Here is a 26,126-nt window from a genome sequence, read left to right as displayed (position 1 = left end):
TCTTCTCTTTAGAGTCAAATCATGACTAAGAGAGGAAGGAACACAAAAATGTTAGAAACTATCAACAATCTACTTGGCGCGATCGATGACTTCGTATGGGGCGTTCCCCTGATCGTCATTATCCTCGCCACAGGCATCTATCTGACAATTCGTGTCAGATGTCTCCAAATCACCAAACTTCCACGCGCGATCCATTATATGTTTCATTCGGAGTCCGAGGATCTGGACGGTGAAGTATCCAGCTTTGCTGCACTTTGTACCGCATTATCCGCAACGATCGGAACCGGTAACATCGTCGGTGTTGCAACTGCTATCGTAGCCGGCGGTCCTGGCGCATTATTCTGGATGTGGATTGCAGCCTTTTTAGGAACAGCCACCAAATATGCAGAAGGTCTTCTTGCTGTAAAATATCGTACAGTTGCAGAGGACGGCCATATCGTGGGCGGTCCATTCTACTATATTGAAAAAGGTATGGGAGAAAAATGGAAATGGCTTGCAAAGCTTTTTGCTTTCTTTGGCGTTGGCGTTGGTCTTTTCGGTATCGGTACTTTTACCCAGGTAAACGGTATCACAAGTGCAGCCAACAACTTCTTTGATCCAAACAACACACACCTGATCTCCTTATTCGGTCGTGATTATTCCTGGTCCGTTGTGATCACAGGCCTGATCCTTGCCATCTGCGTCGGTCTTGTTGTCATCGGCGGTTTAAAGAGAATTTCACAGGTTTCACAGATTGTCGTACCATTCATGGCTGTGATCTATGTGATCGCTGCTATTGCCATCCTGATCTGCAATGTCACAAAAATCCCTGCTGCTTTTGTTACGATCGTACAGAGCGCATTTGGTCTGCGTGCTGCTGCAGGTGGTGCACTCGGTGCAGTCCTGCTTGCTATGCAGAAGGGTATTGCCCGTGGTATCTTCTCCAATGAGGCCGGTCTTGGTAGCGCACCCATCGCTGCAGCCGCTGCTCATACAGAAGAGCCTGTAAGACAGGGACTTGTTTCCATGATGGGAACCATTATCGATACACTGATCATCTGTACGATGACAGGTCTTGCCATCGTCATCACTGATACATGGAACATCGGTCTGGAAGGTGTTGCCGTTACAACAGCAGCATTCCAGCGTGGACTTCCGCTTCCTGATGAGGTATGCTCCTTTATTTTAATGCTTTGCCTGATCTTCTTTGCCTTCACTACGATCCTTGGCTGGGATTACTATTCTGAGCGTTGTCTTGAATATCTCTGCCATGGCAATCAGAAGGTTGTACATATATATCGCTGGATCTACATTCTGGCAGTTCTGATCGGGCCTTTCATGACGATCTCCGCTGTCTGGACGATCGCCGATATCTTCAACGGTCTTATGGCTCTGCCGAACCTGGTAGCACTGCTTGCATTATCCGGTGTGATCGTGGCTGAGACAAAGTCTTACTTTGAGAGAATTCCGAAGTATAAATAAGAAAAAGAAGAATGCGATAAAAGCCTGGGCTTAATTGCCCAGGCTTTTCCATTTGAGATATGCATTGATAAATTTATCGAGATCGCCGTCTAAGACTGCATCTACATTGCCTGTCTCAGCACCGGTTCTTGTATCTTTTACCATGGTATATGGCTGCATGACATAGGATCTGATCTGATTGCCCCATCCGATCTCCGTCACCTCACCACGGATATCCGACAGCTTTTCCGCATTTGCTTCCTGCTTGAGCATATACAGCTTTGCACGCAGCATCTGCATTGCCTTGTCCTTGTTCATATGCTGGCTTCGTTCATTCTGACACTGTACCACGATGCCTGTCGGCAGATGCGTGATACGGATTGCAGAAGACGTCTTGTTGATGTGCTGTCCGCCGGCTCCGGAGCTTCGGTAGGTATCGATACGAAGATCTTCATCGCGGATCTCCACATCCACATCTTCTTCAATGTCCGGCATTACATCCAGCGACACAAACGAAGTCTGACGCTTGCCCTGTGCATTGAACGGAGAAATACGCACCAGTCTGTGCACACCCTTTTCTGATTTCAGATAACCGTAAGCGTTCTCGCCGTTTACCTGGAATGTGACCGATTTGATACCGGCTTCTTCTCCTTCCAGAAAATCCAGCTCTTCTACCGTAAAGCCCTTGCGCTCTGCCCATCTTGTATACATACGATAAAGCATCTGCGCCCAGTCACAGCTTTCCGTTCCGCCTGCGCCCGCATTCAGCTTCAAGATCGCATTACATTTGTCATACTCACCTGAAAGCAGGGTACGGATCTTGATATTGTCCAGCGTCTGCACGAAGCTGTCAAATTCTTCTCTCGCTTCCTGTGCAAGCTCTTCGTCATTTTCTTCATAGCCCATCTGGATCAGCGTCTCGATATCTTCGTACTGCTGGTACAGATGTGCACATGTTTCTACATCATCTTTTAATCCTTTGAGAAGCTTTGACTTTTCCTGTGCTGCTTCCGCATCATCCCAAAAGCCCGGGGCTTCCATTTCCCGCTCTAATTCTTCGATTCGCTTTTCTTTATTAGCGATGTCAAAGTGAATCCCTTACTTCCGCAAGTGGAGATTCGTAGGATAAAAGTTCCTGTTTTAACTGATCGAGTTCGACCACTCTGCTCACCACCTTTATAGCCGCTACAGCTTTGATTATAACTTTCTGCCGCAGCAGTTCTTATATTTCTTTCCGCTTCCGCATGGACACGGATCATTTGGATAGATCTTTTCGCTTTCTCTTCTGACAGGTCCCTTCGGTGCAGAATCATCTTTGTTTGTTCCTGTTACCTTTGCAACCTGCTCACGCTCTACCTTCTGCTCAATCCGGACATTGAACAGCAGTCTGACCGTATCTTCCTGAATTGCTACTGTCATGGCATCAAACATATCATAGCCGGCGAGCTTGTATTCTACGAGCGGATCTCTCTGTCCGTAAGCCTGCAGACCGACACCCTGACGAAGCTGCTCCATATCATCGATATGGGACATCCACTTCTGGTCGATCACCTTCAGAAGGATCACACGCTCTACTTCACGGATTGCCTCCGGCTGCGGGAATTCTGTTTCTTTGCTTTCATACAGCTTGACTGCTTCTTCCTTCAGGGAGTGCTTCAGTTCGTTCTTCTTCATACCCTTGATATCCGGATGGATCACCGGCTTTAACGGAATGATCGGCAGGAGGAACTGATTCAGCTCTGCCAGATCCCAGTCATCACTGCTTCTGTCATCGGAAATGCAGGAATCTACCGCATTTTCCACGATATCTGTGATCATCTTATAGATCACATCACGCATACTTTCTCCATTCAATACACGGAGACGCTCTGCATAGATGATCTCTCTCTGCTCATTCATAACCTGATCGTATTCCAGAAGCGTTTTTCTGATACCGTAGTTATTACTTTCAATCTTCTTCTGGGCTGTCTCGATCGCCTTTGTCAGCATCTTATGCTCGATCTGCTGTCCTTCCTCGATACCGAGTGCATTGAACATTGTCATCATACGGTCTGAACCGAACAGACGCATCAGATCATCCTCTAGGGATATATAGAAACGGGATTCACCCGGATCTCCCTGTCGACCTGCACGACCGCGGAGCTGGTTATCGATACGTCTTGACTCATGACGTTCTGTACCGATGATACGCAGGCCACCTGCTGCTTTGGATTCATCATCCAGCTTGATATCCGTACCACGACCTGCCATGTTGGTAGCGATCGTAACGGAACCGTGGATACCTGCATCTGCAACAATCTCAGCCTCCAGCTCATGGAACTTGGCATTTAATACCTTATGCTGGATACCTTCTCTCTTTAAAAGTCTACTGATTTCTTCGGATGCTTCAATCGTGATCGTACCGACCAGAACCGGCTGATTTCTGTCATGTGCTTCCTTGACAGCTTCCACAACCGCATGCAGCTTTTCTTTCTTTGTCTTATAGACTGCATCCTCCCAGTCCTTACGGATAACAGGGCGGTTTGTCGGGATCTCGATAACGTCCATTCCGTAAATATCACGGAATTCCTTTTCTTCTGTTAAAGCAGTACCTGTCATACCTGACTTCTTTTCAAACTTATTAAAGAAGTTCTGGAAGGTAATGGTTGCAAGCGTCTTGCTTTCTCTCTTGATCTTTACATGTTCCTTTGCTTCGATCGCCTGATGCAGACCGTCTGAGAAACGACGTCCCGGCATAATACGACCGGTAAATTCATCTACGATGAAGACCTGATCGTCTTTTACAACGTAATCCTGATCACGGAACATCAGATTGTGGGCACGCAGTGCCAGAATAATATTATGCTGGATCTCCAGATTTTCCGGATCAGCCAGATTTTCAATCTGGAAGAATTTCTCAACCTTCTCCACACCTTCTGCTGTCAGGTTGACCAGCTTATCCTTTTCGTTGACGATGAAATCACCGTCCTCTTCCTGCTCGATACCCATCATGATATCCAGCTTGGACTGCTCTTCCTGATCTTTACCACGCTTGAGCTGGCGAGCCAGGATATCGCATGCCTCATACAGCTTTGTGGATTTGCCGCTCTGTCCGGAAATGATCAGTGGGGTACGCGCCTCATCGATCAGAACGGAGTCAACCTCATCGATGATCGCATAATGCAGATCGCGAAGTACAAGCTGTTCCTTATAAATAACCATGTTGTCACGCAGATAATCGAATCCGAGCTCGTTATTCGTGACATAAGTGATATCACAGTTATAAGCGGCCCGTCTTTCCTCCGGCTTTAAGTCATTGAGTACAACACCGACCGTCAGTCCCAAGAACTCATGGATCTGTCCCATCCACTCCGCATCACGCTTTGCCAGATAGTCATTGACCGTAACGATATGTACGCCCTTTCCTTCCAGCGCATTCAGATAAGCCGGCAGTGTGGAAACAAGTGTCTTACCTTCACCGGTACGCATTTCAGCGATACGTCCCTGGTGCAGGATAATACCACCAATGAGCTGTACCCGGTAATGCTCCATATTCAGAACACGTTTACCAGCCTCACGGACTGTCGCAAATGCCTCCGGCAGAAGATCATCGAGTGTCTCGCCTTCCGCAAGACGTTTTTTATACTCTTTTGTTTTGCCTTTTAATTCTTCATCTGACAGTGCACGCATCGTATCGCGATAAGATTCGATCTTCTCCACGATTGGCTCAATACGCTTCAGTTCCCGCTCGCTGTGGGTTCCGAATACCTTTTCTATCATTTTCATAATTTGCCTTAACTCCTACTGTTCTCTGCATAAAGCAGAGTTATTCAGGATAAAACCTAAAGTACATTGTAACAGATTTACATAGATGATTCAACCTGAAAGGCTGGTTAAGAAAGTTAAATTTTTATGAATAGAAAGAGGCTGAATCATTGCTTTTTCGCTCTTTTAGTGTTAGAATTTTAACAAATGGGGTTTCCCCAGAAGAATAAGACAAATGAGGTGTAAAAAAATGGCAAAAAATTTTGATGAATTATTGTCAAAGGTTTCTTCTTGTTCAAAGAAGAAATTATCTGTAGCCTGCGCACAGGACAAGGCTGTTCTGGAAGCTGTCAAGGCTGCTAAGGAACGTGGCATTGCTGATTCCATTCTTGTCGGTGACGAAGCAAAGATCAGAGAGATCGCAGCTACGATCGATATGGATTTAGCCGATTATGAAATCATCAATGTAGAAGACACTGTTGAAGCTTCTCTTGCAGCAGTTAAGCTGGTACATGATAAAAAAGCAGATATGTACCTGAAAGGTCTTCTTGACACAAAGACATTCTTAAAGAGTGTTCTGAACAAAGAATGTGGTCTTCGTACAGGCAAACCATTATCTCATGTCTGTGTATTTGAAATTCCGGGGATCGACCGTCTGTTATTCTTTACCGACGTAGCATTCATCCCATATCCTACACTGGAAGATAAAGTCAATATCATCAACTATACAGTTGAAGTTGCAAATGCCTGCGGCGTTGAGAATCCAAAGGTTGCTCCGCTTGCAGCAGTTGAAGTTGTCAATCCGAAGATGCCTGTTACAGTAGATGCACAGCAGCTTACGGAAATGAACGAAAAGGGTGAGATCACAGGCTGTATCGTTGACGGTCCTCTTTCTCTTGATATCGCGCTTTACAAAGAGGCCGCTGCAGAAAAGGGTGCACTTGACCGCAAGGTAGCAGGCGATGCAGATATTCTTCTGTTCCCTGATATCCATGCAGGTAACCTTGTATACAAAGCAATCGTACATATGGTACCTGTTAAAAACGGTAACATCTTAACAGGTACACAGGCACCGGTTATCCTGACATCCCGTTCCGATACATGCGAGACAAAGGTAAACTCCATTGCACTTGCAGCCGTTATGGCAGAAGAAATGATGAAATAATGTATTTTCATAAAGAAAGGAAACAGTTATGTCTAAGAAGAGTTTAATTATCAATCCAGGTTCTACTTCTACAAAGATCGGTGTTTTTGAAGATGAAACATTATTATTCGAAGAAACACTGCGTCATTCCACAGAAGAGATCGCTAAATATGCAACTATTTTCGATCAGAAAGACTTCCGTAAGGAAATTATCGTAAATCTGTTAAAGGAAAAAGATTTCGACATCAATTCCCTTGATTTCGTTGTTGGCCGCGGCGGTATGTTAAAACCAATCCCGGGCGGCACTTATGCAGTAACAGACGATCTTTTAAATGACTTAAAGATCGGTAAACAGGGACAGCATGCTTCCAACCTTGGCGGTATCCTTGCAAGAGAGATCGGTGATTCCATCGGTGTTCCTTCTTTCATCGTTGATCCGGTCGTTGTAGACGAGCTGATCCCAACATCCCGTTATTCAGGTGTTCCAGAGCTTCCGAGAACTTCTGTCTTCCACGCACTGAACCAGAAGGCTGTTGCAAAGAGATATGCAAAGGAAATCGGCAAGTCTTATGACTCCCTGAATCTGATCGTTGTCCACATGGGCGGCGGTGTTTCCGTAGGTCCCCACAAGCAGGGCAAGGTCATTGATATCTTCAACGCCCTTGACGGTGACGGCGCATTCTCTCCGGAGCGTGCAGGCGCAGTTCCTGTTGGTGCACTTGTAAAGATGTGCTTCTCCGGCAAATATACAGAAGCAGAAGTTTACAAGAAATTAGTCGGTAACGGCGGTTTCAATGCTTATCTTGGTACAAACGATATGCGTGACGTAGAAAAGATGGTTGACGAAGGCGATGCAAAAGCAGCTGAAGTACGTGATGCATTCATCCAGCAGATGTCTAAGAACATCGGTGCTATGGCTACTGTACTCGAAGGCAAGGTTGACCAGATCATCGTAACAGGTGGTATTGCTTACGATAAGGGTGTTGTAGACGGTCTGAAAGCCCGCTGCGAATGGATCGCTCCATTTACTGTATATCCGGGCGAAGATGAGCTTCTTGCACTTGCACAGGGCGGACTTCGCGTTGTGAACGGAGAAGAAGAGGCTATGCAGTACTAAGTCCTTTTTCAATAAAATTAGAATTATTATAATATGTAATAATACGAAGAAAACCATATACCAGTCAATCACGCTTGACTACCCTGCGATTTGCTATGAGCACATATTGCCGCGCTCCGGCCGCAAAAAAGCGTTGCGGTCTCTCCGCTGCAGCAAGTGCTTCGCAAATCTCGGTCGTCTACGCTATCGATTGTCCGGCATATGGTTTTCTTCTATATTTCTACAAAATAAAATAGCTCCGGCATTATATTGCTATGCGATAGCTACAAATGCGTCTTTCTACTTGGCTAAGTACTGACAATGGATATGGTGCCACGACAAGGATGTCGTGGCAGCGAACCTGAGACATGGATGTCGAATGTTCGCGTGCCATATTCATGTTAGTACGTGCCTTAGTAGAAAAGCATGCGTAGCGTGCATAAAATATAATGCAGGAGCTATTGTTTTTTCGATAATTAGTGGTGGAACAGGCGGATTCCTGTGAAGCACATTGCCATATTGTACTTGTTGCAGGTCTCGATGACATGGTCATCGCGGATAGAGCCGCCCGGCTGTGCCACATATTTCACACCGCTCTTGTGTGCTCTTTCGATGTTATCACCGAATGGGAAGAATGCATCGGAGCCAAGTGCCACATCTGTATTCTGATCCAGCCATGCTCTCTTTTCCTCACGGGTAAATACAGGCGGTTTTTCCTTGAAGAACTTCTGCCATTCGCCTTCAGCCAGAACATCCATGTAATCTTCCCCGATATAGAGGTCGATCGTGTTATCACGGTCTGCTCTGCGGATATTGTCTACAAACGGAAGGTTCATAACCTGTGGTGACTGACGCAGGAACCAGTTATCAGCCTTAGAGCCTGCCAGTCTTGTACAGTGGATACGGGACTGCTGTCCTGCTCCGATACCGATTGCCTGTCCGCCTTTTGCGAAGCAGACGGAATTGGACTGTGTATATTTCAGTGTGATCAGCGCAATCGCAAGATCGATCTTTGCAGATTCCGGAATTTCTTTGTTGTCTGTGACTACATTGGAAAGCAGCTCATCATTGATCTTAAGCTCATTTCTGCCCTGTTCAAATGTAATGCCGAATACCTGCTTGTGCTCGATCGGAGCCGGTACATAATCAGGATCGATCTGAATCACATTGTAATTTCCGTTTTTCTTTGCCTTTAAGATCGCAAGTGCCTCGTCTGTATAGCCCGGTGCAATGACACCATCGGAAACTTCTCTTTTGATGATCCTTGCTGTGGATTCATCACAGACATCGGAAAGAGAAATAAAATCACCGAAAGAAGACATTCTGTCTGCGCCTCTTGCTCTTGCATATGCACAAGCCAGCGGAGAAAGCTCGCCGAGATCATCTACCCAGTAGATCTTGCTCTCTACTTCACTCAGCGGAAGTCCGACAGCCGCACCTGCAGGAGATACGTGTTTAAAAGAAGTTGCAGCAGGAAGCCCTGTTGCTGCCTTCAGCTCCTTTACAAGCTGCCAGCCATTAAAAGCATCCAGAAAATTGATATAACCCGGCTTTCCGTTCAGTACTGTGACCGGCAGATCACTGCCATCTTCCATATAAATGCGGGAAGGCTTCTGATTTGGGTTACAACCGTATTTCAGTTCTAATTCGTTCATTTGTATTCTCCCTTTTTGTTTGATTTTATTTTACTGGTTCTTATTCACGATCTTAGAGGTATACTTACCTGTCTCGATCTCAATGTATCTGACAAATAAAGATACTTTATTATCTGCGTTTAAGCTGTTCCACAGAAGCTCTGTGAATGCATCCATATCATCCGGAATAGAGATCAGCTCAGGTTCTCCTTCAAAGCTCGGAAGCGGATTGCCATCACCCATATATGTATGAATAAAATGTCCTTCGCCTGCTACCGGATTTTCGTAGGCAAATGTGTAACGGTTGCAAGCCGCCGGATTGCCATTATTACTCTTTAAAATAGACATTGCATAATTGAAGCCGCCGTTTTCAAGATGCATGATACCTGAAATACGAGGTGTGTAGTTTGGTGCATCCGGTTCAAACTCTCTGGTGCGCAGTGCCTGTTCAAATGTCTGCTGCTTGTCTATCAGTTCATAGATCGTATCTGTCTGATCGCCGTTCGTCACGATCGTCTTATTGCCCAGCACACGTACCGGTGCGTAGATGATCAGACTCGGATCACTTAATTTACTTGGATCAAATGCCTGTGTGCGGATGCCCTCTCCGTCCTCTACAAAAACACGGTTACGGCTGTTCTCACTTCTGCCCATGATAAAATATGCTGTTACCGCATACTTACCGTTTGCACTCTTTCCAATGATAATACCTCTGCCCGGATATGCATTTTGCTGCAATTCCTTTTCAATCGACTTCATCTGCATGCTATAAATCCTCCTAAAATGATTGTAGTTTGATTTTCTATCGACCATACAAATCTACTATAGCATAGTTATATACAATTTTGTATCTTTTTTTATACCTATACGCCTTGGATATTCTCTGCTATAATTTGGGAAAGGAGAAAACAAATGACAATTTTGATTTTTTGTATTTTAATGTTATTGCTATATCTGGATGCGGTCAAAAAGATCGACCTGCTGACCGGTCCGATGCGGTTTCTGTATTTTCTGATCGTACCGCATTTTCCATTTATTTTTTACTGCTGTCTGATCTCGGATCTTTCCTTGATTCCTTTGATATTCCTTGCCCTTGGGCTGGCAGCATTTCATCTGTATTCCACGATCCGAATGCATTTTGTGCCCTTCCGCAGGGACGAATCCGGCAATACACGGATCCGCATCGAATACGGTGGCATGCTTCTGTTAAAGGCTGGTATTCTCGGCATTTTTCTGCAGATCTTCCTGTATCTTATCCTATATCTGACAAGCCAGTTCTTTCTACCGTCTTTGTTCGACAGGCTTGACTATGGCATCAGCTTTGCAACTGCGCTGTTCTTTACGTTTGATATTATTTACACATGCGTATTTATCCTGCTGTTTCTGCTGAATGGTGGCATCCGTGTGATCTGCACCTGCAGGCGGCTCGGCATTGTAAAGCGGGTTCTGCTCTGTCTCAACCTCTGGATCCCCGTGGTCAATCTATTTCTTGCCCATGCTATGTGCAGAGCTGTTAAGGATGAATATGCCATTGCAGTCACCAGACGGCAAAACGCAGAGCTTCGTCCCTCTTCCAATGCCTGCAAGACAAAATATCCGCTTATCATGGTGCATGGTATCGGATTCCGTGATCTGAAATATTTTAATTACTGGGGACGTATTCCGCGGATCTTGCAGAAAAATGGCGCCTGTGTCTATTATGGACATCAGAAAGCCTGGGGAACCATCGAAGAAAATGCCGCTGCCATCGCACAGACGATTGACAAAGCACTGCAGGAGACCGATGCAGATAAAGTCAATATCATTGCCCATTCAAAGGGAGGGCTGGACAGCCGTTATCTGATCAGCCACCTTGGGTACGCAGACAAGGTCGCCAGCCTGACAACAATGTCAACGCCGCACCGCGGTTCCGAGCTGATCCCGTTTTTAAACAAACTGCCGGATGGCATCTATCGATGGATCGCCGGTCTTCTGGATCGTTCTTCCACTCAGCTTGGCGACGAACATCCGGACTGCTACCATTCCAGCAAACAGCTTGATCCTGCATTCTGCAGCCGGTTTAATGAGACAACACCGGACAGCCCGCAGGTCTATTATCAAAGCTATGCTTCTGTTATGAAAAACTGCTTCAGTGACTCGCTTTTGTCAGTGCCTTACTTCTTTATGAAGCTGCTTTCCCATGAGCCAAACGATGGTCTTGTGACAGAAAGCTCCGCCAAATGGGGACAGTTTCAGGAGACGCTGCAAAGCAGAAAGCGCGGCATTTCGCACGGCGATATGATCGATCTGAAAAGAGAAGATATCAAGGGATTTGATGTGTTAGAATGTTACATACAGCTTGTGGAAAACTTGAAGGAGGAGGGATTTTAACCCTCCTCCTTTTTACTCCAGCCCAAACTTCTTAGCGATCATCTCGTAATTCGGCATTGCAATGCCTGCCTTACGTCCCATGCGGACCGGCTCAAATACAAGGCCTTCCAGCTCGGAATCCTTACCTGCCCAGATATCACGCTGCATAGAGGTGGAAGCCTCCGGGGACAGGGTATCCAGAATATCCAGATTGGTCTTTACGATATCCACGAGGAATGGGATCTCCATTGCTGTCGCAAGCGCATCCATTTCCTGCATACATTTCACGAAAAGCTCACGTTCTTCACCAGCCTGCTGAAATACATCAGCCTTGGCATCATAGTACAGTCCGCAGGCTGCCATCGGTGCCACATAGGCATATTTCTGGAATGCATCTCTTGCAATATTATCGGAGATGACTGCTTCAATTCCTGCCTGTCGCAGATCCTTTGCAATGTCAAACATTTCCTTATTCGGCTCCTGCTCTTTTCTTGCGCCGTATACAATACGGAAGATGCTGCCTTTTTGCAGGATCACACCCGGCTCTTTGATCTCTGCTGCAATGTAGATACAGCCGTCAAGCACTGTCGGTTCCGGTAAAAGTGCCTGCAGCTTACTGCCTGTTCCATAGATATTCAGAATAGGAATGATCACTGTATGAGCATCACTATGCGCCTGCAGAAATGGTACGATATCCATAACGGAATAGCCTTTCACACAGACAAAGATCACGTCAGCGATCCCTTCATAGTCATCTGCCACCATCGCATGTACCGGAACGGTAAAATCACCCAGATGAGGTGTTTCCATTTTAATGCCGTCCTTCTGCATCTTCTCTAAATGCTTTCCTCTCGCGATCACTGTCACATCTTTTCCTGCTCTTGCCAGATATGCGGCGATGCTTCCGCCGCACCCACCGGCTCCTACTATTACATAATTCATTCTGATTACCCTTCCTTCTTTCTTCTTCATTTATATAATAATGCCATGGCCAAAAATCAAAAAACATGTTGAACTTGCACTCTCACAATCCGTATGGCATCTTTTGACTCCCATATCATACCAATATATCCGCATAGCTTCCGCCGCTTGCTTTGCATAGATCATCCGGTGCAAGGTTCATCTGACAGCCAATCCTGCCACCGCTGACATACACATCCGAAAGCGTCTTGGCACTGTCGCTGATAAATGTTTTGTACTGCTTCTTCATTCCGATCGCTGTGCAGCCGCCGCGCACATATCCTGTTACCTGCGTGATATCCTTCACATGAAGCATGGAAACAGACTTTACACCTGCTGCCTTTGCCGCTTTCTTCAGATCCAGCTCTGCTTCGATCGGCAGAACAAACACATAATACTGTTTGTCGTTTCCCTGCGTAACAAGCGTCTTATACACCTTTTCGTGAGGCAGCCCCAGATTATCCGCTGTCTGAATGCCATCTACAAACTCGTCACATTCATATGCCTGATGCGTATATGGGATCTTCATCCTGTCGAGTATTCTCATGGCATTTGTTTTCACTTCTTTCTTTGCCATATGATTACCTTCTTTCTTATATTACTTTGTACTGCATCCACTCGTAGATCAGCCGTGTACCTTCCATGATCGTATCCGGCAAAAGTGCACGCGCTACCAATTTTGTTTCTTCTCCTTCAATGCGTTCGCCCGCTTCTGTTGTGCGTGCAAGATGCGCATAATCGCCATCAATGCTGTCTACGATATAATAAAATGTATTCATTTCTCGCTTCTCCTTTTCTTACTTACACAAGTACCCTGCTTTTCAAAATATTTTTTGATCATGCATTATCTTTTTTGCAGCATCGTAATCTTTTTTATGTACATATATTTTATATTGCAATGGTCTTTGCGGACTGCTTCCAAACTTTCCCTGCGAACCTATCGCATTGCCTGCCAGCTTGTAGGTATATTCGATATTATTTTGTGCCAGGAGCTGTCTGAGCGTTCCTTGCTTTCCCATATCGTACGTATCAAACAAAAGTTTTCTGTTCCATATTGTAATCATATGCTTTCCCTCCTTATATCAAAAAACACACTGAATTAAAACCATATAACAAATTGTTCCGCCCAATATAGACAACAGGGTATTGTGTTTCCACTTATGTAAACCAACTGTCAAAAGAACTGCTGCAAGCTCCGGAATCCCATGATTGCCGGAAAGCGGCGTCATACCTTTCAGACAGTATACAACCAGCATGCCCATAATTGCAAAGGGAAGCACCTCTCCCAGATACAAAACGATCGCCGGCGTATGCTTTTTAAATATCACAAACGGAGAGAACCGGATCGCCATTGTAACAAGTGCTGCAACCGCCACGATACCGGCTGCATGTCCCTGACTGATCGTACTGCCGGCCATACATCCTAAATATATCATGCCTTTGTCTCTCCCTTCTCCATCCATTTTTTACCGATCAACAATGCGATCGTAATGCCGATCATGGCAGGAATCAGGAAATCATCCGCTCCGAACAAAAGCAGACTGAGCAGCGAAAGCAAAACACCGCAAAGTGCCGGAAAATGCTGCTTTGTCTTTTCCCACTGTTCTACAAAAATAACAACAAACAATGCTGTCATGGAAAATTCCACACCTGCTGAATTAAATGGGAGCGTGCTGCCAATGATACTGCCAAGCAGACTGCCCAATACCCAGTAAAACTGATCCATCAGAGAGATCCAGAAATAATATTCGTTCTCCTCTACTCCCTCAGGCAGATCCACATCGCAGACAACCGAAAAGGTTTCATCTGTGAGTGCAAAGATCAGATACGGCTTTTTCCTGCCTGCTTTCTGATATTTTGTCAGCATCGTGATGCCATAAAATACATGGCGGATATTTACCATCAATGTCATGATCGCCGTGGCAACCAAAGAGGCTCCGCTTCCCAGCAGATCGATCGTCACATACTGCATGGAGCCTGCGTAAATACAAAGACTCATAAGGAACGCCCATAGAAGCCCATAGCCCTGCTTTTGCAGCAGAATACCAAATCCCATCCCAAGTACAATATAGCCTGTCATGATCGGGATTGATTTTTGAAATGCATATTGTATTGTTTTCTTTCTGTTATTCATCTGTTTATTTATTTTTCATAAGATCCTTCAGGCTTTCCATCAAAGCCAGATCGGAATCTTTTACTTTCAAATTCGTTGTGACCGGTTCTTCTCCCGGACGTGTTACAGTCAGCTCCAAAATAGTCCCTTCCTCGATCGGACGGGAAAACACGGTCTTTAAAAAAGAAATTACCTTTGGATGATTTTGTTCAAACTGCGCCTTTGCGCTCATCAGTTTCATCAGTACTGCAGGATTCATCTATCATATACTCCTATAAACTATTAGCGTTAAAACGGGAGATCTTTCGATCTCCCGCCTTTTATTTCATCTTTTCACAGATCACTTACAACTATTTGTTAGCAAGTTCTGCTTTGATCTGCTCTGTAAGCAGTGGAACGATCTTATTCAGATCTCCTACAATACCGTAGTCAGCTACATCGAAGATTGGAGCATCTTCATCTTTGTTGATAGCGATGATGATGTCTGATTCTTCCATACCGGCTACGTGCTGGATAGCACCTGAAATACCGATTGCGAAGTATACGTTAGGACGAACTGTCTTACCTGTCTGTCCAACCTGTAACTCCGGAGCCATTCCATAGCTTTCAACAGCAGCACGTGAACAAGAAATCTGTCCACCAAGTACTTCTGCAAGATCTTCCAGAATCTTGAAGTTTTCTGCAGATCCAACACCACGACCACCAGATACTAAGATCTTAGCATCCATGATATCTTTGATGTTTGAAACAGCTTTGGAAATCTCAAGGATTTCTACATATCTGTTGTTTGGAGTAAATCCAGGATTGTAGTTGATTACTTCTGCTTTCTTTCCAGCTACTCTGTCAAGCTTCTGCATAACACCCGGACGAACTGTAGCCATCTGTGGACGGTTGTCAGGACATGCGATAGTAGCGATTGTGTTACCACCGAATGCAGGACGAGTCATTAATAACTGGTTGTGTTTCTGTTCTTTTCCAGGAATTGGATTAACAGGGAAATCACCGATCTCCAGTAATGTACAGTCAGCAGTAAGACCTGTCTTAACTCTTGCTGATACTGTAGGGCCAAGGTCACGACCGATAGCTGTTGCACCAACTAACATGATCTCTGGCTTGTACTCATTGATAACAGATGCAAGTGCATGTGCATATGGCTCTGTTCTGTAATCCTTTAATTCAGGATCGTCAACAACGATAACTTTGTCAGCACCGTACTCAGCAAGTTCATCTGCAAGACCAGCAACTCCTGAGCCAAGTAAAACTGCAGTTACTTCTGTTCCTAACTTTTCTGCAAGTCTTGAACCTTCGCCGACAAGTTCGAATGCGATACCGCTTAATTTATTATCTACCTGCTGTGCAAAGACGAATACGCCTTTGTACTTTGCTAATTCTTCTGCGTTCATTGCGCCCATTTTATTCACCTCTTAAATTAGATAATGTGCTTTGTTTTTAATGCGTCTACAATAATCTTAGCTGCTTCATCAGCTGTGTCTGGAGTAAATTTCTCACCAGCACCCTTACGTACCTTATCAGAAGCTCTTGCGATCTTTGTTGGAGATCCCATCAGACCGATGTTAGAATCATCAACATCAATCAGATCTGCTCTGCCAAGTGTTGTAATTTCTGCATCACAAGCATCGAAGATTCCGCCTGGAGTCATGTAACGAGCTTCATTTAACTCAGAAAGAGCTGTGATCAGACATGGCATTTTAGCTTTCAGCATATGGAATCCGTCTTCATACTGACGTTTTACGATAACGCTGTCGCCTTCAACCTTGATATCTTCTGCATAAGAGATGATCGGAAGATTTAAGTGCTCTGCGATCTGTGGACCAACCTGAGCTGTATCACCATCGATAGCCTGACGACCTGTGATGATCAGATCATATTCCATTCCTCTAAGTGCACCTGCGATAGTTGTAGATGTTGCCCATGTGTCAGCACCACCTAATACTCTATCTGTGATCAGGACGCCTTTGTCAGCTCCCATAGCCATTGCTTCACGAAGAACGTCAGCAGCCTTTGGAAGACCCATTGTTACAACAGTAACTTCAGCGCCTGTCTGATCCTTGATTCTAAGAGCAGCCTCAAGACCTGCCTTATCATCTGGGTTCATGATTGTGAGCATTGCAGCTCTATTTAATGTACCGTCTGGGTTGAACTGTACGCCACCCTTTGTATCAGGTACCTGTTTAATACAAACAACGATTTTCACAGTATGTTCCTCCTTATTTCAAAAGATTAGCTGAAATTACCATACGCTGAACTTCTGAAGTTCCTTCGTAGATCTCGGTAATCTTAGCATCACGCATCATACGCTCTACATCGTACTCTTTGATGTAACCGTAACCACCATGTAACTGAACACATTTTGTTGTTACTTCCATAGCAACTTCTGCTGCACATAACTTAGCCATAGCAGCTTCTACAGAATAAGAAGTCTTGTGATCCTGCTGATACTGCGCTTTCTTCATAGCAGCCTTGTATACTAATAACTTAGCAGCTTCTACCTTTGTAGCCATATCTGCTAACTGGAACTGTGTATTCTGGAACTGTGCAATGGAACGACCGAACTGCTTTCTTTCCTTTACATAGTTGATTGTTGTCTCAAGAGCACCTTCTGCAAGACCAAGAGCCTGAGCAGCGATACCGATACGTCCACCATCCAGTGTATGCATTGCGATACCAAAGCCTTTGCCCTTTGCGCCTAAGATAGCATCTGCCGGGATACGGCAGTCTGTGAAGATCAGCTCGTATGTGGAAGAAGCACAGATACCCATCTTGTTCTCTTTTGTACCGAATGTAAATCCAGGTGTTCCTTTTTCTACGAGGAATGCAGAAATCTCTTTCTGAACACGACCACGTTTCTCGATCTTACCTGTTACAGCGATGATTACATAAACATCAGCTTCTTTACCGTTTGTAATGAAGCACTTAGAACCGTTTAATACCCATTCGTTTGTTGCTTCATCAAATACAGCCTTTGTCTGCTGACCCTGTGCATCTGTACCGGCACCTGGCTCTGTTAAACCGAAAGCACCAAGCTTCTTGCCTGAGCAAAGATCCGGTAAATATTTTGCTTTCTGAGCGTCTGTACCAAATGTCTGGATCGGATCTACACAAAGAGATGTATGAGCAGATACGATAACACCAGTTGTACCGCAAACTTTTGAAAGCTCTTCAACACACATAGCATATGTTAAAGGATCGCAGCCCTGTCCGCCTAATTCCTTCGGAACAGGAATACCCATAAAGCCTGCTTTAGCCATTTTTTCTACTGTTTCTCTTGGAAATCTGTGTTCTTCATCGATTTCCTGAGCAAGTGGCTTAACTTCATTTTCGGCAAAATCTTTAAATAACTGTCTTGCCATTTCATGTTTCTTACTTAAAGTGAAATCCATTTTTTAATTCCTCCATATTTATAGTTCAGCGCAAAGCTTACTGTGCGTCTACAGGTGTCTTTGTACGATCTGCGTTGTATACATAGAAACCTTTTCCGCTCTTAACACCAAGATTGCCGCCACGTACCATCTTGCGGATCAGTGGACATGCACGATACTTGCTGTCGCCTGTCTCATTGTAGAGAACATCCATGATAGCAAGGCAGATATCCAGACCTACGAAATCACCAAGTTCAAGAGGTCCCATTGGATGATTAGCACCAAGCTTCATAGCTGCATCGATACCAGCGATATCTGAAACACCTTCCATCTTGATGAAAGCAGCTTCGTTGATCATTGGGATCAGGATACGGTTTACTACGAAACCGGCAGCTTCATTTACCTGTACAGGAGTCTTGCCGATCTCTTCAGCGATCTTCTTGATAGCATCTACTGTTTCAACCGGTGTGTTTACACCTGCGATCACTTCTACAAGTTTCATTCTGTCAGCAGGATTGAAGAAATGCATACCGATCATAGGACGTGTTAAGCCATTTCCGATCTCTGTGATAGAAAGAGAAGATGTATTGGAAGCGAAAATACATTCCGGCTTAGCGATCTTGTCAAGCTCAGCAAATGTTGTCTTCTTAACTTCCATATTTTCAAATGCAGCTTCTACGATCAGGTCGCAGTCTGCACACAGGTTTTCCTTTAAACCAGGTGTGATGCTGTTTAAGATAGCATCTACCTTATCCTGTGTCATTTTTCCTTTTTCTACAAGTCTTGCATAGCCTTTAGCGATCTTATCCTTGCCGCCTTCAGCCCACTCCTGCTTGATATCGCAGAGAGCTACTTCATAACCGTCAACCTGGGCAAATGCTTTTGCAATACCCTGACCCATGGTTCCTGCACCAATAACGCCAACTTTCATTGTTGTGCCTCCTTTAAATATTTGTTTATCTTTACCCACACATGGCTGGCAGAAATTCTGCCAGCCCGGTGTGTATATTACCTGAATAAATTAGCAGTTTTTGAATGGCTCTTTTACTTTTTCTTTGTTCTTGTCAAGGAAGAAAGCCATACCATACTTCTGATCTTCTGTCTCGAAGCAGTCACCGAATAATTTCTCTTCGATCACAACTGCCTGATCCATATCTACCTGAAGACCTTCGTTAATTGCCTTCTTGCAGTTACGAACTGCGATCGGTGCGTTCTTTGCAATGCCTGCTGCCATCTTCTGTGCAGCCGGAAGAAGTTCTTCCTGTGTATATACGGCATTTACAAGACCGATTCTGTATGCTTCGTCTGCTTTGATATTTCTTGCTGTGTAGATAAGCTGTTTTGCCATACCAGGGCTGACAAGTCTTGCCAGTCTCTGTGTTCCGCCAAAGCCAGGTGTGATACCAAGACCAACTTCCGGCTGACCGAATACAGCGTTATCAGAACAGATTCTGATATCACAGCTCATAGAGATCTCACAGCCGCCGCCAAGTGCAAAGCCGTTTACAGCAGCGATAACAGGGATTGGGAATGTTTCCAGCTTGCGGAATACATCATTACCCTTCTTGCCGAATGCTTCGCCTTCTGCCTTTGTCAGTGTGCTCATTTCTCCGATATCTGCGCCTGCAACAAATGATTTCTGGCCTGCGCCTGTCAGGATCAGACATCTTACTGTATTCAGATCTACAGCGTCAAGAGTCTCATTCAGTTCATCAAGAACCTGTGAATTTAAAGCGTTTAATGCTTTTTCACGGTTGATCGTAATAGTGCCGACTGCACCATTTACTTCATATAAAATATAATCCATTGTTGTTCTCCTTATTGACTATTCAGGCAGGCAGATTACTCACGCTCAACGATTGTTGCGCATCCCATACCGCCACCGATACATAATGTAGCAAGACCCTTCTTAGCATCCTTTGCTTCCATCTCATGAAGCAGAGTAACAAGGATACGAGCGCCTGAAGCTCCAACCGGATGACCAAGTGCGATTGCACCACCGTTTGGATTCAGCTGCTTATCTACATCAATACCAAGCTCTTTACCTACTGCAACAGACTGTGCTGCGAAAGCTTCGTTTGCTTCGATGATATCGAAGTCTTCGATCTTCATGCCAGCTTTTGCCATAGCCTTCTTTGTTGCCGGAACAGGACCAATACCCATAACTTCCGGTCTGCAGCCTGCAAGTGCGCCAGCTACGAATGTAGCCATTGGCTTAACACCAAGCTCTTTTGCTTTTTCTTCGCTCATAACAACGATTGCTGCTGCACCATCATTGATACCGGATGCATTACCGGCTGTAACGAATCCGCCCGGATTGATTGTACGAAGTTTTGCAAGACCTTCGATTGTAGAACCTGGTCTTGGACCTTCATCCTTCTTGAATTCGATTGTTTCTTTTTTCTTCTTAACCATTACAGGAACGATTTCCTTATCGAAAGCACCGTTTTCCTGTGCTGCGCAAGCCTTTAACTGGCTCTTTAATGCGAACTCATCAAGCTCTTCTCTTGTCAGTCCCCATTCTTCGCAGATATTATCAGCAGTCTTGATCATATGGTAGTCATTAAATGCATCCCAAAGAGCATCATTTACCATTGTATCAACAAGTTTAGCATTGCCCATTCTGTAGCCGTAACGTCCCTGCATCATAGCGTATGGAGCCATAGACATATTTTCCATACCACCGGCAACAACGATATCAGCATCTCCTGCCATGATCATCTGTGCTGCCATGTTGACACAGTTCAGACCTGAACCACATACAACGTTGATTGTAACAGCCGGTACTTCATTTGGAAGACCTGCTTTGATACTTGCCTGACGAGCTACATTCTGTCCCTGTCCGGCCTGGATTACACACCCCATGTAAACCTGATCTACATCTTCCGGCTTAACGCCAGCTCTGTTTAAAGCTTCTTTAATAACGATAGCACCCAGTTCCGGAGCTGGAGTTGTGCTAAGAGATCCACCCATTGTACCGATTGCTGTACGGCAGGCGCCTGCTAAAACTACTTTTTTTGCCATTTTTCTTTCCTCCATATAATTGTTTCCCGCCCTTATTTTTCGGGCTTGGCAATGATTGTTATTTTTTTGTCATTGCCCACTGCACTTATTTTAACATAGCAAAAGTGCAAAAACAAGAGGGAGAATCGCTTTTCCCACAATTCTCCCTGTTTTTTGACATCCTATATTTAATTTTCAGGTTCGATCAGTCCGTATGTACCGCCTTTTCTCTTATAAACAACGTTTACTTCGTCTGTTTCCGCATTGCAGAATACGAAGAAATTATGTCCCAGAAGCTCCATCTGTACACATGCATCTTCCGGATACATCGGCTTGATGTCGAACTTCTTTGTACGGATGATCTTCACATCCTCTTCATCCATATAATCTTTCTCAATGAATTCCTGTTTGAAGAAGCTGCCTGCCTGCTGCTTGTCCACCAGTTTATTCTTATACTTCTTCAGCTGTCTCTCGATGATCTCTTCCACAAGATCAATAGAAACATACATGTCGTTGCTTACCTGCTCGGAACGGATGATGTTGCCTTTTACAGGAATTGTTACTTCGATCTTCTGTCTGTCTTTCTCTACACTCAAAGTAACATGTACTTCTGTCTCCGGCGTAAAGTATTTCTCCAGCTTACCAATCTTGTCCTCCACTGCTGTCTTTAAACCAGGAGTCACTTCAATGTTTTTGCCAATAATGATATATTTCATACGGCTCACCCTTTCTGTCTTTAATTTATGTGATAATTATAGCACATTTGCATATATATTTGCAATATTTATTCAAATTGTCTGTAATATTTGTACACCAGAAAAGTCAAGCCCTTTTTCGACGTTTTTCACCAAAAATCTGTTTTTTATGATTATCCAACAAAACAAACGTTCTGAAAGTTACCATAAAATCCCTTTATTTTTAACCCCATTTTATGTGGATAATGTGGATAACCTCGTTTATAAGTCACTTTTTGCCTTAAAACCGTTCTTTCTTATGTGGATAACTTTTTTCGACCTTACCCGTACTTTTTCTGCAATTTGGTCTTGCATTCTCAGATCTTTGTGCATTTTGTCCTACAGCGATTTAAAAGTTGTCAGGCAGGTCATCAAAGAAATACTGCCGGTTGATATGCCCGACAGTATTTTTTGTTCTTGTATCAATATCCTACTTCACTGTGATACTTCCTGCAGATAAATCCTGTCGGAATCTCAACACAGAATAAGGATCCGTAATGCTCTTACAATACTTTGTATTTTCTATTGAAAAACGACCCAGTTTACCATCATCAAAACTAATAGCTGCAAGTGTCCATTTACCAGACGGCATAGACTCCACTGTATGGAAGGTTCCTTCCCATACAGACCCTTTGCCATGCTTTAAGCGTACGCACCTTGTATATCCTCCATATGGGGACTCATAATACGCTTCTATTTTTTTCATTTTATAGTTATTTTTCACCTTCAGTTTTACACTTATCTTAACATCTTGTCCCTTATCTACCTTCTTTTGTGACACCTTCAGATCACTTGCCTTTGGTTTTACACTTGCATACTTCTGATTGCTTCCTTTGGTTATTTCCCCATTTGAATAGGCAAATGCTGATTGATTTCCCGCCTGATCGACTGCGTAGATCTGGATTTGTTCATTTTCTTCATCATATGTTTCGGATAACACATATGTGTATGTATTGCTTTTTCCTTTTACCTTTTTCGTTTTTAAAAGATGGCTGCCTCCATAATACTCCGCATAACACTTCTTCAGGTTTTTGTCCTCTATCTTCCAGGAAATCTGTTTCTTCCCATTGTCCAGTCTTTCTATCTTGATATCATATACCTTTGGCGCACTTGAATCCTTTTTGGTTCCGGTCACCTTAAAATCACCCCATGACAGATCAGGCATTGCAGGATTTGCATATACCGCTCTGTTACCATAGAGCATTGCCATTCCGTATTCTTCCGGGGAATCATCATAATTAACATACAGATCTTTTATTTTCCACTTTCCGAAAGTCATATATGCACCTATTTTCATTTTTCCCGTAAATCTGCTGGTTCCGTCTGCATTATCCCTGCTTTTGTTCAGAACAACAATTTCACTTTTATCTGCTTTCTCGGGCACCAGTACAAGTGCAATGTTTCGGACACCATCTCCATCAAAATAATGTTGTGCATCAAAATACTTCCAATACTGGTCTTCCAACTCACTACATTTTTTGGATTTGAGAACAGAATCATCCACATCCACATAAAATCTGACCGTGTCACCACTTGTAAGCACATTCTTATTCACACGCTGATTGGAGAACTTAACCAGCTCATCATACAATTTATACCGTTCAATACTTTGGATCTTATCGTCTCTTCCCCAGCTATTATCCTGGAAATCAGTATGTCTATAGATATCATATGCACTTGCAGTTTGTGCCGGTATCAGCGACACAGTAAGTATGACTGCAGCCAAAGCAACCAGTTTATTTTGTTTTCTTCTCATATCTACTTCCTCCTTTTTAATATCTTTCCGGTGTTGAGATCTTTGCCCATTCCGCATCAGTATGTACACTGATGTTTTCACCCGCATCTTTTGCGAAATTCTTAAAATTATTTAATTTTACATATTTTTCAGTAGGTTCAAAAATATAAATACCATCATATTTTTCTTTTCCGTGATATGCATCAAACAATACCGTACAATTCATTTTCGCATCTTTGTACCGTTCCGCACAGAACTGATTATCATCCTCGTATGTATACTTCTTTTCCAGTGTATAGTATTTAATATCTTTAAACTCCATTACACCTAATCTGACCGTACGCTGAAAACACTTCCAATGCTTACAGCCCGTTCCTTTGTCTGCTGCTTTTGCCCAGCTCTTTAATGTTGCATCCGTGACATCATGACCACTGCTTGGTGTTTTATCAAAATCTCCTGTACCAAACCTTGCCTCTCCGACCTTTGGGGACTTAATCATAGTCTTTGGATTGGTTCCGGCTACTGTATAATCAGGTACGATCGTTCTGTGTGCAAACGTATCTCCTACCAGATGCATTGCAAACCCCAATACCTTATAGCTTTTGGCTGCAGCAGTAGTGTAATCAACAATTCCATAGTTTTTACCCAGTAAACTTTTCGTCTGATTTATTAATTCTGCATCGTGTGTATTGTTTTTATCGAATCCCGCATCCTTAGCTGCCGTATCAATTGCTGTTTTCTCACTCTTTCCAGCCCTCAGATAGCCTGCACATTGATATAAAAATTTCAGACCTTTCACATAATTTTGCAAGCCATGCAGATAATTCGCTGCTTTATAGGTATAATCTGCCTCATATACCACCTTCTGCATCAATGATATGTAAGATGCATTTACTTTATAATCCGGATCAACTGCTCCGCTTACCAGTTTCTGATGATCACCTGCTGACCACGATCCATTAACCAGCTCCACATCTTCATAAGCCTGTGGCTCTTTATCATTCAGATCTGCATATTCTTTTTGCTGTTCTGTATACATACCTGCAAATACGTCATATTGTCTGAACGCTTCTTCCACATCAATAAGTCCTGCTTCTGATGCTCCATTATCACCAACATTCATCTGTGCAGTTGTTTCTAATAGACGACGTACAAAATTCGCCGTTTTACCCTTATCCTTAGACCAGATCAGGGAAGCTGCTCCACTGACCTGAGCTGCTGCAATACTGGTGCCTTCAGCTACCAGATATCCACCATACAGACCTGTTGTAATGATCTGACTGCCCGGTGCCAGAATATCAATCTCTCCTCCATCACAGGTATCTGTCATTTTGTGTCCCATTGCGTCAGTGCCACCTACTGCCATTACTTCATCATAAGCCGCCGGATATTCTACCGGATTACCTGCTTTATTACCTGCTGCTGCGATCAATAATATTCCCTGTTTATATGCATCTATAACCGCCTGATGCAGTATTTCAGAATCTACACGCGTACCAAAGCTCATGTTAATGATATCGCAGTTCTGATTCATCGCATAATAGATACCTGCCACCACCTGACTTAAAGTGGTCTGGTTATCACAATTCAAAATCTTCACTGAATAAAGTTCCACATTTGGATTCACACCCGTAATGCATTCCCCGTTATCTTTGGCTGCAATCACACCTGCCATTGCAGTACCATGTCCTGTTGCATCGTCAAACAGAGGATTCTCCATCTGATTTTCCGGATTTACAGTAATCTGCCCTGCAAGCTCTATATCCGGATCAAAAGAAACTCCACTATCCAGAAGCGCTATCTTAATAGGTGCTTCATCGCTTCCACGTACAATATGCATTGCATCCATATTCCACTGCAATGCACTCATATCTGCATTCCGGAATTCTTTTTCGAAATGCTCATTTCCGGATACAGTTTCCACATCCTCTAATACATCTGTCGCCTCAATAATTTCCTGTTCCATCTGTATATCAGATGATGATATGCTACTTTTGGCGTCTACCTCCTCTACTGCAAGACTTGCATCCAGAATAATATCTTCTTCCACTAAGATAATATTTCTGTCTCTTTCCAGTCTTTCCGCTTCCGTCTCTGTCATTTGTGCAACCACAACATGATTGTCTGACATTTCCTCCGCAAGCTCCTCTGTTACCTCAACTGCTCTTTCTCCGCACAGCCTGTCTACCTTATCACATCCCTTCTCATTCTTTGCCAACACAACATACTGTTGCATCGGTTCCTCTGCCCTTACCGGAATCTGTGGAGCAACCAATGATGCTGCTGTCACAACAGATAAGATGAAAGCTGTCGCTCTTTTGTAAGACTTCAATTTTTTGCCCTCTCTTAATTGATTGTATTTTATTTACAGTGTAATTGTACTAATTATATTGTAAAGTGTCAATCAATAACGCAACAGCTTTTATAATATTATTAAAAAAATACCGGAAAGCACTCTGAAAACTGTTTTTCTTCAGGGTTCTTCCCGGCATTTCGTTCATCGCCTCATAATCCACCTTTTATACGCACGTACTTCTCCAGGTTATCCCTATTGCCCCCGCATAGTATGTAATTTCACACAAACGCACGATTCTATTGTGTTTTAATTGCAATTTCATTGTACTAAGCAGTTTCTTGTTTGTCAATTCGTTTCTTGTTATCTTCCTGTTTTTATTTGTAGGATTACAATACATGTGTTACAACTGAATAATTAAAAAGCAGAGATACTCTCTTTGTGTTATATTTTAGTCACCACAACAAAAATTAACTTAAAAGGAGTTCTCTGCTATGGCTA

General features: G+C 43.8%; 24 protein-coding genes. 4 read left to right on the top strand and 20 right to left on the bottom strand.

Annotated elements, in window-relative coordinates; translation table 11 throughout:
* Positions 1 to 48: 48 nt before the first annotated feature.
* Positions 49 to 1,461, top strand: a complete 1,413-nt coding sequence (locus KQI22_RS07410; RefSeq protein WP_216551456.1) for an alanine/glycine:cation symporter family protein — start codon at positions 49 to 51, stop codon at positions 1,459 to 1,461.
* Positions 1,462 to 1,491: 30 nt separating this feature from the next.
* On the opposite strand, the gene prfB is transcribed toward KQI22_RS07410, so the two are convergent.
* Together prfB and secA are read right to left on the bottom strand one after the other, a co-directional pair.
* Positions 1,492 to 2,602 (bottom strand): peptide chain release factor 2 gene (gene prfB / locus KQI22_RS07405; RefSeq protein WP_216551526.1). Its coding sequence is split into 2 segments (ribosomal slippage): positions 1,492 to 2,538 and positions 2,540 to 2,602, totalling 1,110 coding nucleotides; the frame shifts between segments, so codons are not numbered across the junction.
* Positions 2,603 to 2,637: 35 nt separating this feature from the next.
* Positions 2,638 to 5,205, bottom strand: coding sequence for a preprotein translocase subunit SecA (secA, locus tag KQI22_RS07400; protein ID WP_216551455.1), 2,568 nt, complete (start codon positions 5,203 to 5,205; stop codon positions 2,638 to 2,640).
* 214 nt (positions 5,206 to 5,419) lie between these two features.
* Between secA and ptb the strand changes: the two genes are divergently transcribed.
* Together ptb and buk are read left to right on the top strand one after the other, a co-directional pair.
* Positions 5,420 to 6,349: a phosphate butyryltransferase gene (gene ptb, locus KQI22_RS07395; protein WP_256447418.1), complete on the top strand. Its 930-nt coding sequence runs from the start codon at positions 5,420 to 5,422 to the stop codon at positions 6,347 to 6,349.
* A gap of 28 nt (positions 6,350 to 6,377) precedes the next feature.
* On the top strand, positions 6,378 to 7,445 hold the full coding sequence (gene buk, locus KQI22_RS07390) for a butyrate kinase (protein ID WP_216551453.1): 1,068 nt from the start codon (positions 6,378 to 6,380) through the stop codon (positions 7,443 to 7,445).
* 455 nt (positions 7,446 to 7,900) lie between these two features.
* Here the strand turns inward: buk and KQI22_RS07385 are convergent, their stop codons facing one another.
* Positions 7,901 to 9,079 carry a phosphoribosylaminoimidazolecarboxamide formyltransferase gene (locus tag KQI22_RS07385; RefSeq protein ID WP_216551452.1) on the bottom strand — a complete coding sequence of 393 codons (1,179 nt, stop codon included), beginning with the start codon at positions 9,077 to 9,079 and terminating at the stop codon, positions 7,901 to 7,903.
* Between the two features lie 30 nt (positions 9,080 to 9,109).
* The gene (locus KQI22_RS07380) at positions 9,110 to 9,823 is read right to left on the bottom strand and encodes an IMP cyclohydrolase (RefSeq protein WP_216551451.1); all 714 of its coding nucleotides are present in this window, start codon (positions 9,821 to 9,823) and stop codon (positions 9,110 to 9,112) included.
* A 147-nt stretch (positions 9,824 to 9,970) separates the two neighbouring features.
* On the opposite strand from KQI22_RS07380, the gene KQI22_RS07375 reads away from it, so the two are divergent.
* Positions 9,971 to 11,428 (top strand): esterase/lipase family protein, encoded by a 1,458-nt coding sequence (locus KQI22_RS07375; RefSeq protein ID WP_216551450.1) that lies wholly within the window; start codon positions 9,971 to 9,973, stop codon positions 11,426 to 11,428.
* 12 nt (positions 11,429 to 11,440) lie between these two features.
* Here the strand turns inward: KQI22_RS07375 and KQI22_RS07370 are convergent, their stop codons facing one another.
* From KQI22_RS07370 to KQI22_RS07295, 16 genes are all read right to left on the bottom strand, one after another.
* Complete coding sequence (locus KQI22_RS07370; protein ID WP_216551449.1) at positions 11,441 to 12,349, bottom strand: ketopantoate reductase family protein; 909 nt, start codon at positions 12,347 to 12,349, stop codon at positions 11,441 to 11,443.
* Between the two features lie 115 nt (positions 12,350 to 12,464).
* On the bottom strand, positions 12,465 to 12,944 hold the full coding sequence (gene ybaK, locus KQI22_RS07365) for a Cys-tRNA(Pro) deacylase (RefSeq protein ID WP_216551448.1): 480 nt from the start codon (positions 12,942 to 12,944) through the stop codon (positions 12,465 to 12,467).
* A gap of 16 nt (positions 12,945 to 12,960) precedes the next feature.
* A complete protein-coding gene (locus tag KQI22_RS07360; RefSeq protein ID WP_216551447.1) occupies positions 12,961 to 13,146 on the bottom strand; it encodes a chorismate--pyruvate lyase in 186 nt (61 codons plus the stop codon).
* 42 nt (positions 13,147 to 13,188) lie between these two features.
* Positions 13,189 to 13,431: a DUF2007 domain-containing protein gene (locus KQI22_RS07355; protein WP_216551446.1), complete on the bottom strand. Its 243-nt coding sequence runs from the start codon at positions 13,429 to 13,431 to the stop codon at positions 13,189 to 13,191.
* 18 nt (positions 13,432 to 13,449) lie between these two features.
* On the bottom strand, positions 13,450 to 13,803 hold the full coding sequence (locus KQI22_RS07350; RefSeq protein WP_253293553.1) for a branched-chain amino acid transporter permease: 354 nt from the start codon (positions 13,801 to 13,803) through the stop codon (positions 13,450 to 13,452).
* The gene (locus tag KQI22_RS07345; protein WP_216551445.1) at positions 13,800 to 14,501 is read right to left on the bottom strand and encodes an AzlC family ABC transporter permease; all 702 of its coding nucleotides are present in this window, start codon (positions 14,499 to 14,501) and stop codon (positions 13,800 to 13,802) included. Before KQI22_RS07345 ends, KQI22_RS07350 begins: the two co-directional genes overlap by 4 nt.
* A 4-nt stretch (positions 14,502 to 14,505) precedes the next feature.
* On the bottom strand, positions 14,506 to 14,739 hold the full coding sequence (locus KQI22_RS07340) for a hypothetical protein (RefSeq protein WP_216551444.1): 234 nt from the start codon (positions 14,737 to 14,739) through the stop codon (positions 14,506 to 14,508).
* A 91-nt stretch (positions 14,740 to 14,830) separates the two neighbouring features.
* Positions 14,831 to 15,892, bottom strand: coding sequence for an electron transfer flavoprotein subunit alpha/FixB family protein (locus tag KQI22_RS07335; RefSeq protein ID WP_022004176.1), 1,062 nt, complete (start codon positions 15,890 to 15,892; stop codon positions 14,831 to 14,833).
* A gap of 17 nt (positions 15,893 to 15,909) precedes the next feature.
* Positions 15,910 to 16,695 (bottom strand): electron transfer flavoprotein subunit beta/FixA family protein, encoded by a 786-nt coding sequence (locus tag KQI22_RS07330; protein ID WP_022004177.1) that lies wholly within the window; start codon positions 16,693 to 16,695, stop codon positions 15,910 to 15,912.
* A gap of 13 nt (positions 16,696 to 16,708) precedes the next feature.
* A complete protein-coding gene (locus tag KQI22_RS07325; RefSeq protein ID WP_022004178.1) occupies positions 16,709 to 17,881 on the bottom strand; it encodes an acyl-CoA dehydrogenase in 1,173 nt (390 codons plus the stop codon).
* Between the two features lie 37 nt (positions 17,882 to 17,918).
* Positions 17,919 to 18,791: a 3-hydroxyacyl-CoA dehydrogenase family protein gene (locus KQI22_RS07320; protein WP_216551443.1), complete on the bottom strand. Its 873-nt coding sequence runs from the start codon at positions 18,789 to 18,791 to the stop codon at positions 17,919 to 17,921.
* Positions 18,792 to 18,881: 90 nt separating this feature from the next.
* A complete protein-coding gene (locus KQI22_RS07315) occupies positions 18,882 to 19,667 on the bottom strand; it encodes an enoyl-CoA hydratase-related protein (protein WP_216551442.1) in 786 nt (261 codons plus the stop codon).
* 35 nt (positions 19,668 to 19,702) lie between these two features.
* A complete protein-coding gene (locus KQI22_RS07310; RefSeq protein WP_216551441.1) occupies positions 19,703 to 20,884 on the bottom strand; it encodes an acetyl-CoA C-acetyltransferase in 1,182 nt (393 codons plus the stop codon).
* Between the two features lie 167 nt (positions 20,885 to 21,051).
* Positions 21,052 to 21,579 (bottom strand): ribosome hibernation-promoting factor, HPF/YfiA family, encoded by a 528-nt coding sequence (gene hpf / locus KQI22_RS07305; RefSeq protein ID WP_216551440.1) that lies wholly within the window; start codon positions 21,577 to 21,579, stop codon positions 21,052 to 21,054.
* A gap of 448 nt (positions 21,580 to 22,027) precedes the next feature.
* Positions 22,028 to 23,353 carry a hypothetical protein gene (locus KQI22_RS07300; protein WP_216551439.1) on the bottom strand — a complete coding sequence of 442 codons (1,326 nt, stop codon included), beginning with the start codon at positions 23,351 to 23,353 and terminating at the stop codon, positions 22,028 to 22,030.
* Positions 23,354 to 23,369: 16 nt separating this feature from the next.
* Positions 23,370 to 25,664, bottom strand: coding sequence for a S8 family peptidase (locus KQI22_RS07295; protein WP_216551438.1), 2,295 nt, complete (start codon positions 25,662 to 25,664; stop codon positions 23,370 to 23,372).
* Between the last annotated feature and the right edge of the window lie 462 nt (positions 25,665 to 26,126).

It is taken from the genome of Kineothrix sp. MSJ-39 (assembly GCF_018917935.1).
GTDB lineage: Bacteria > Bacillota > Clostridia > Lachnospirales > Lachnospiraceae > CAG-194.
The sequence above is the reverse complement of the archived record's forward strand: the minus strand, read 5'-3'. Positions and strand labels throughout refer to the sequence as shown.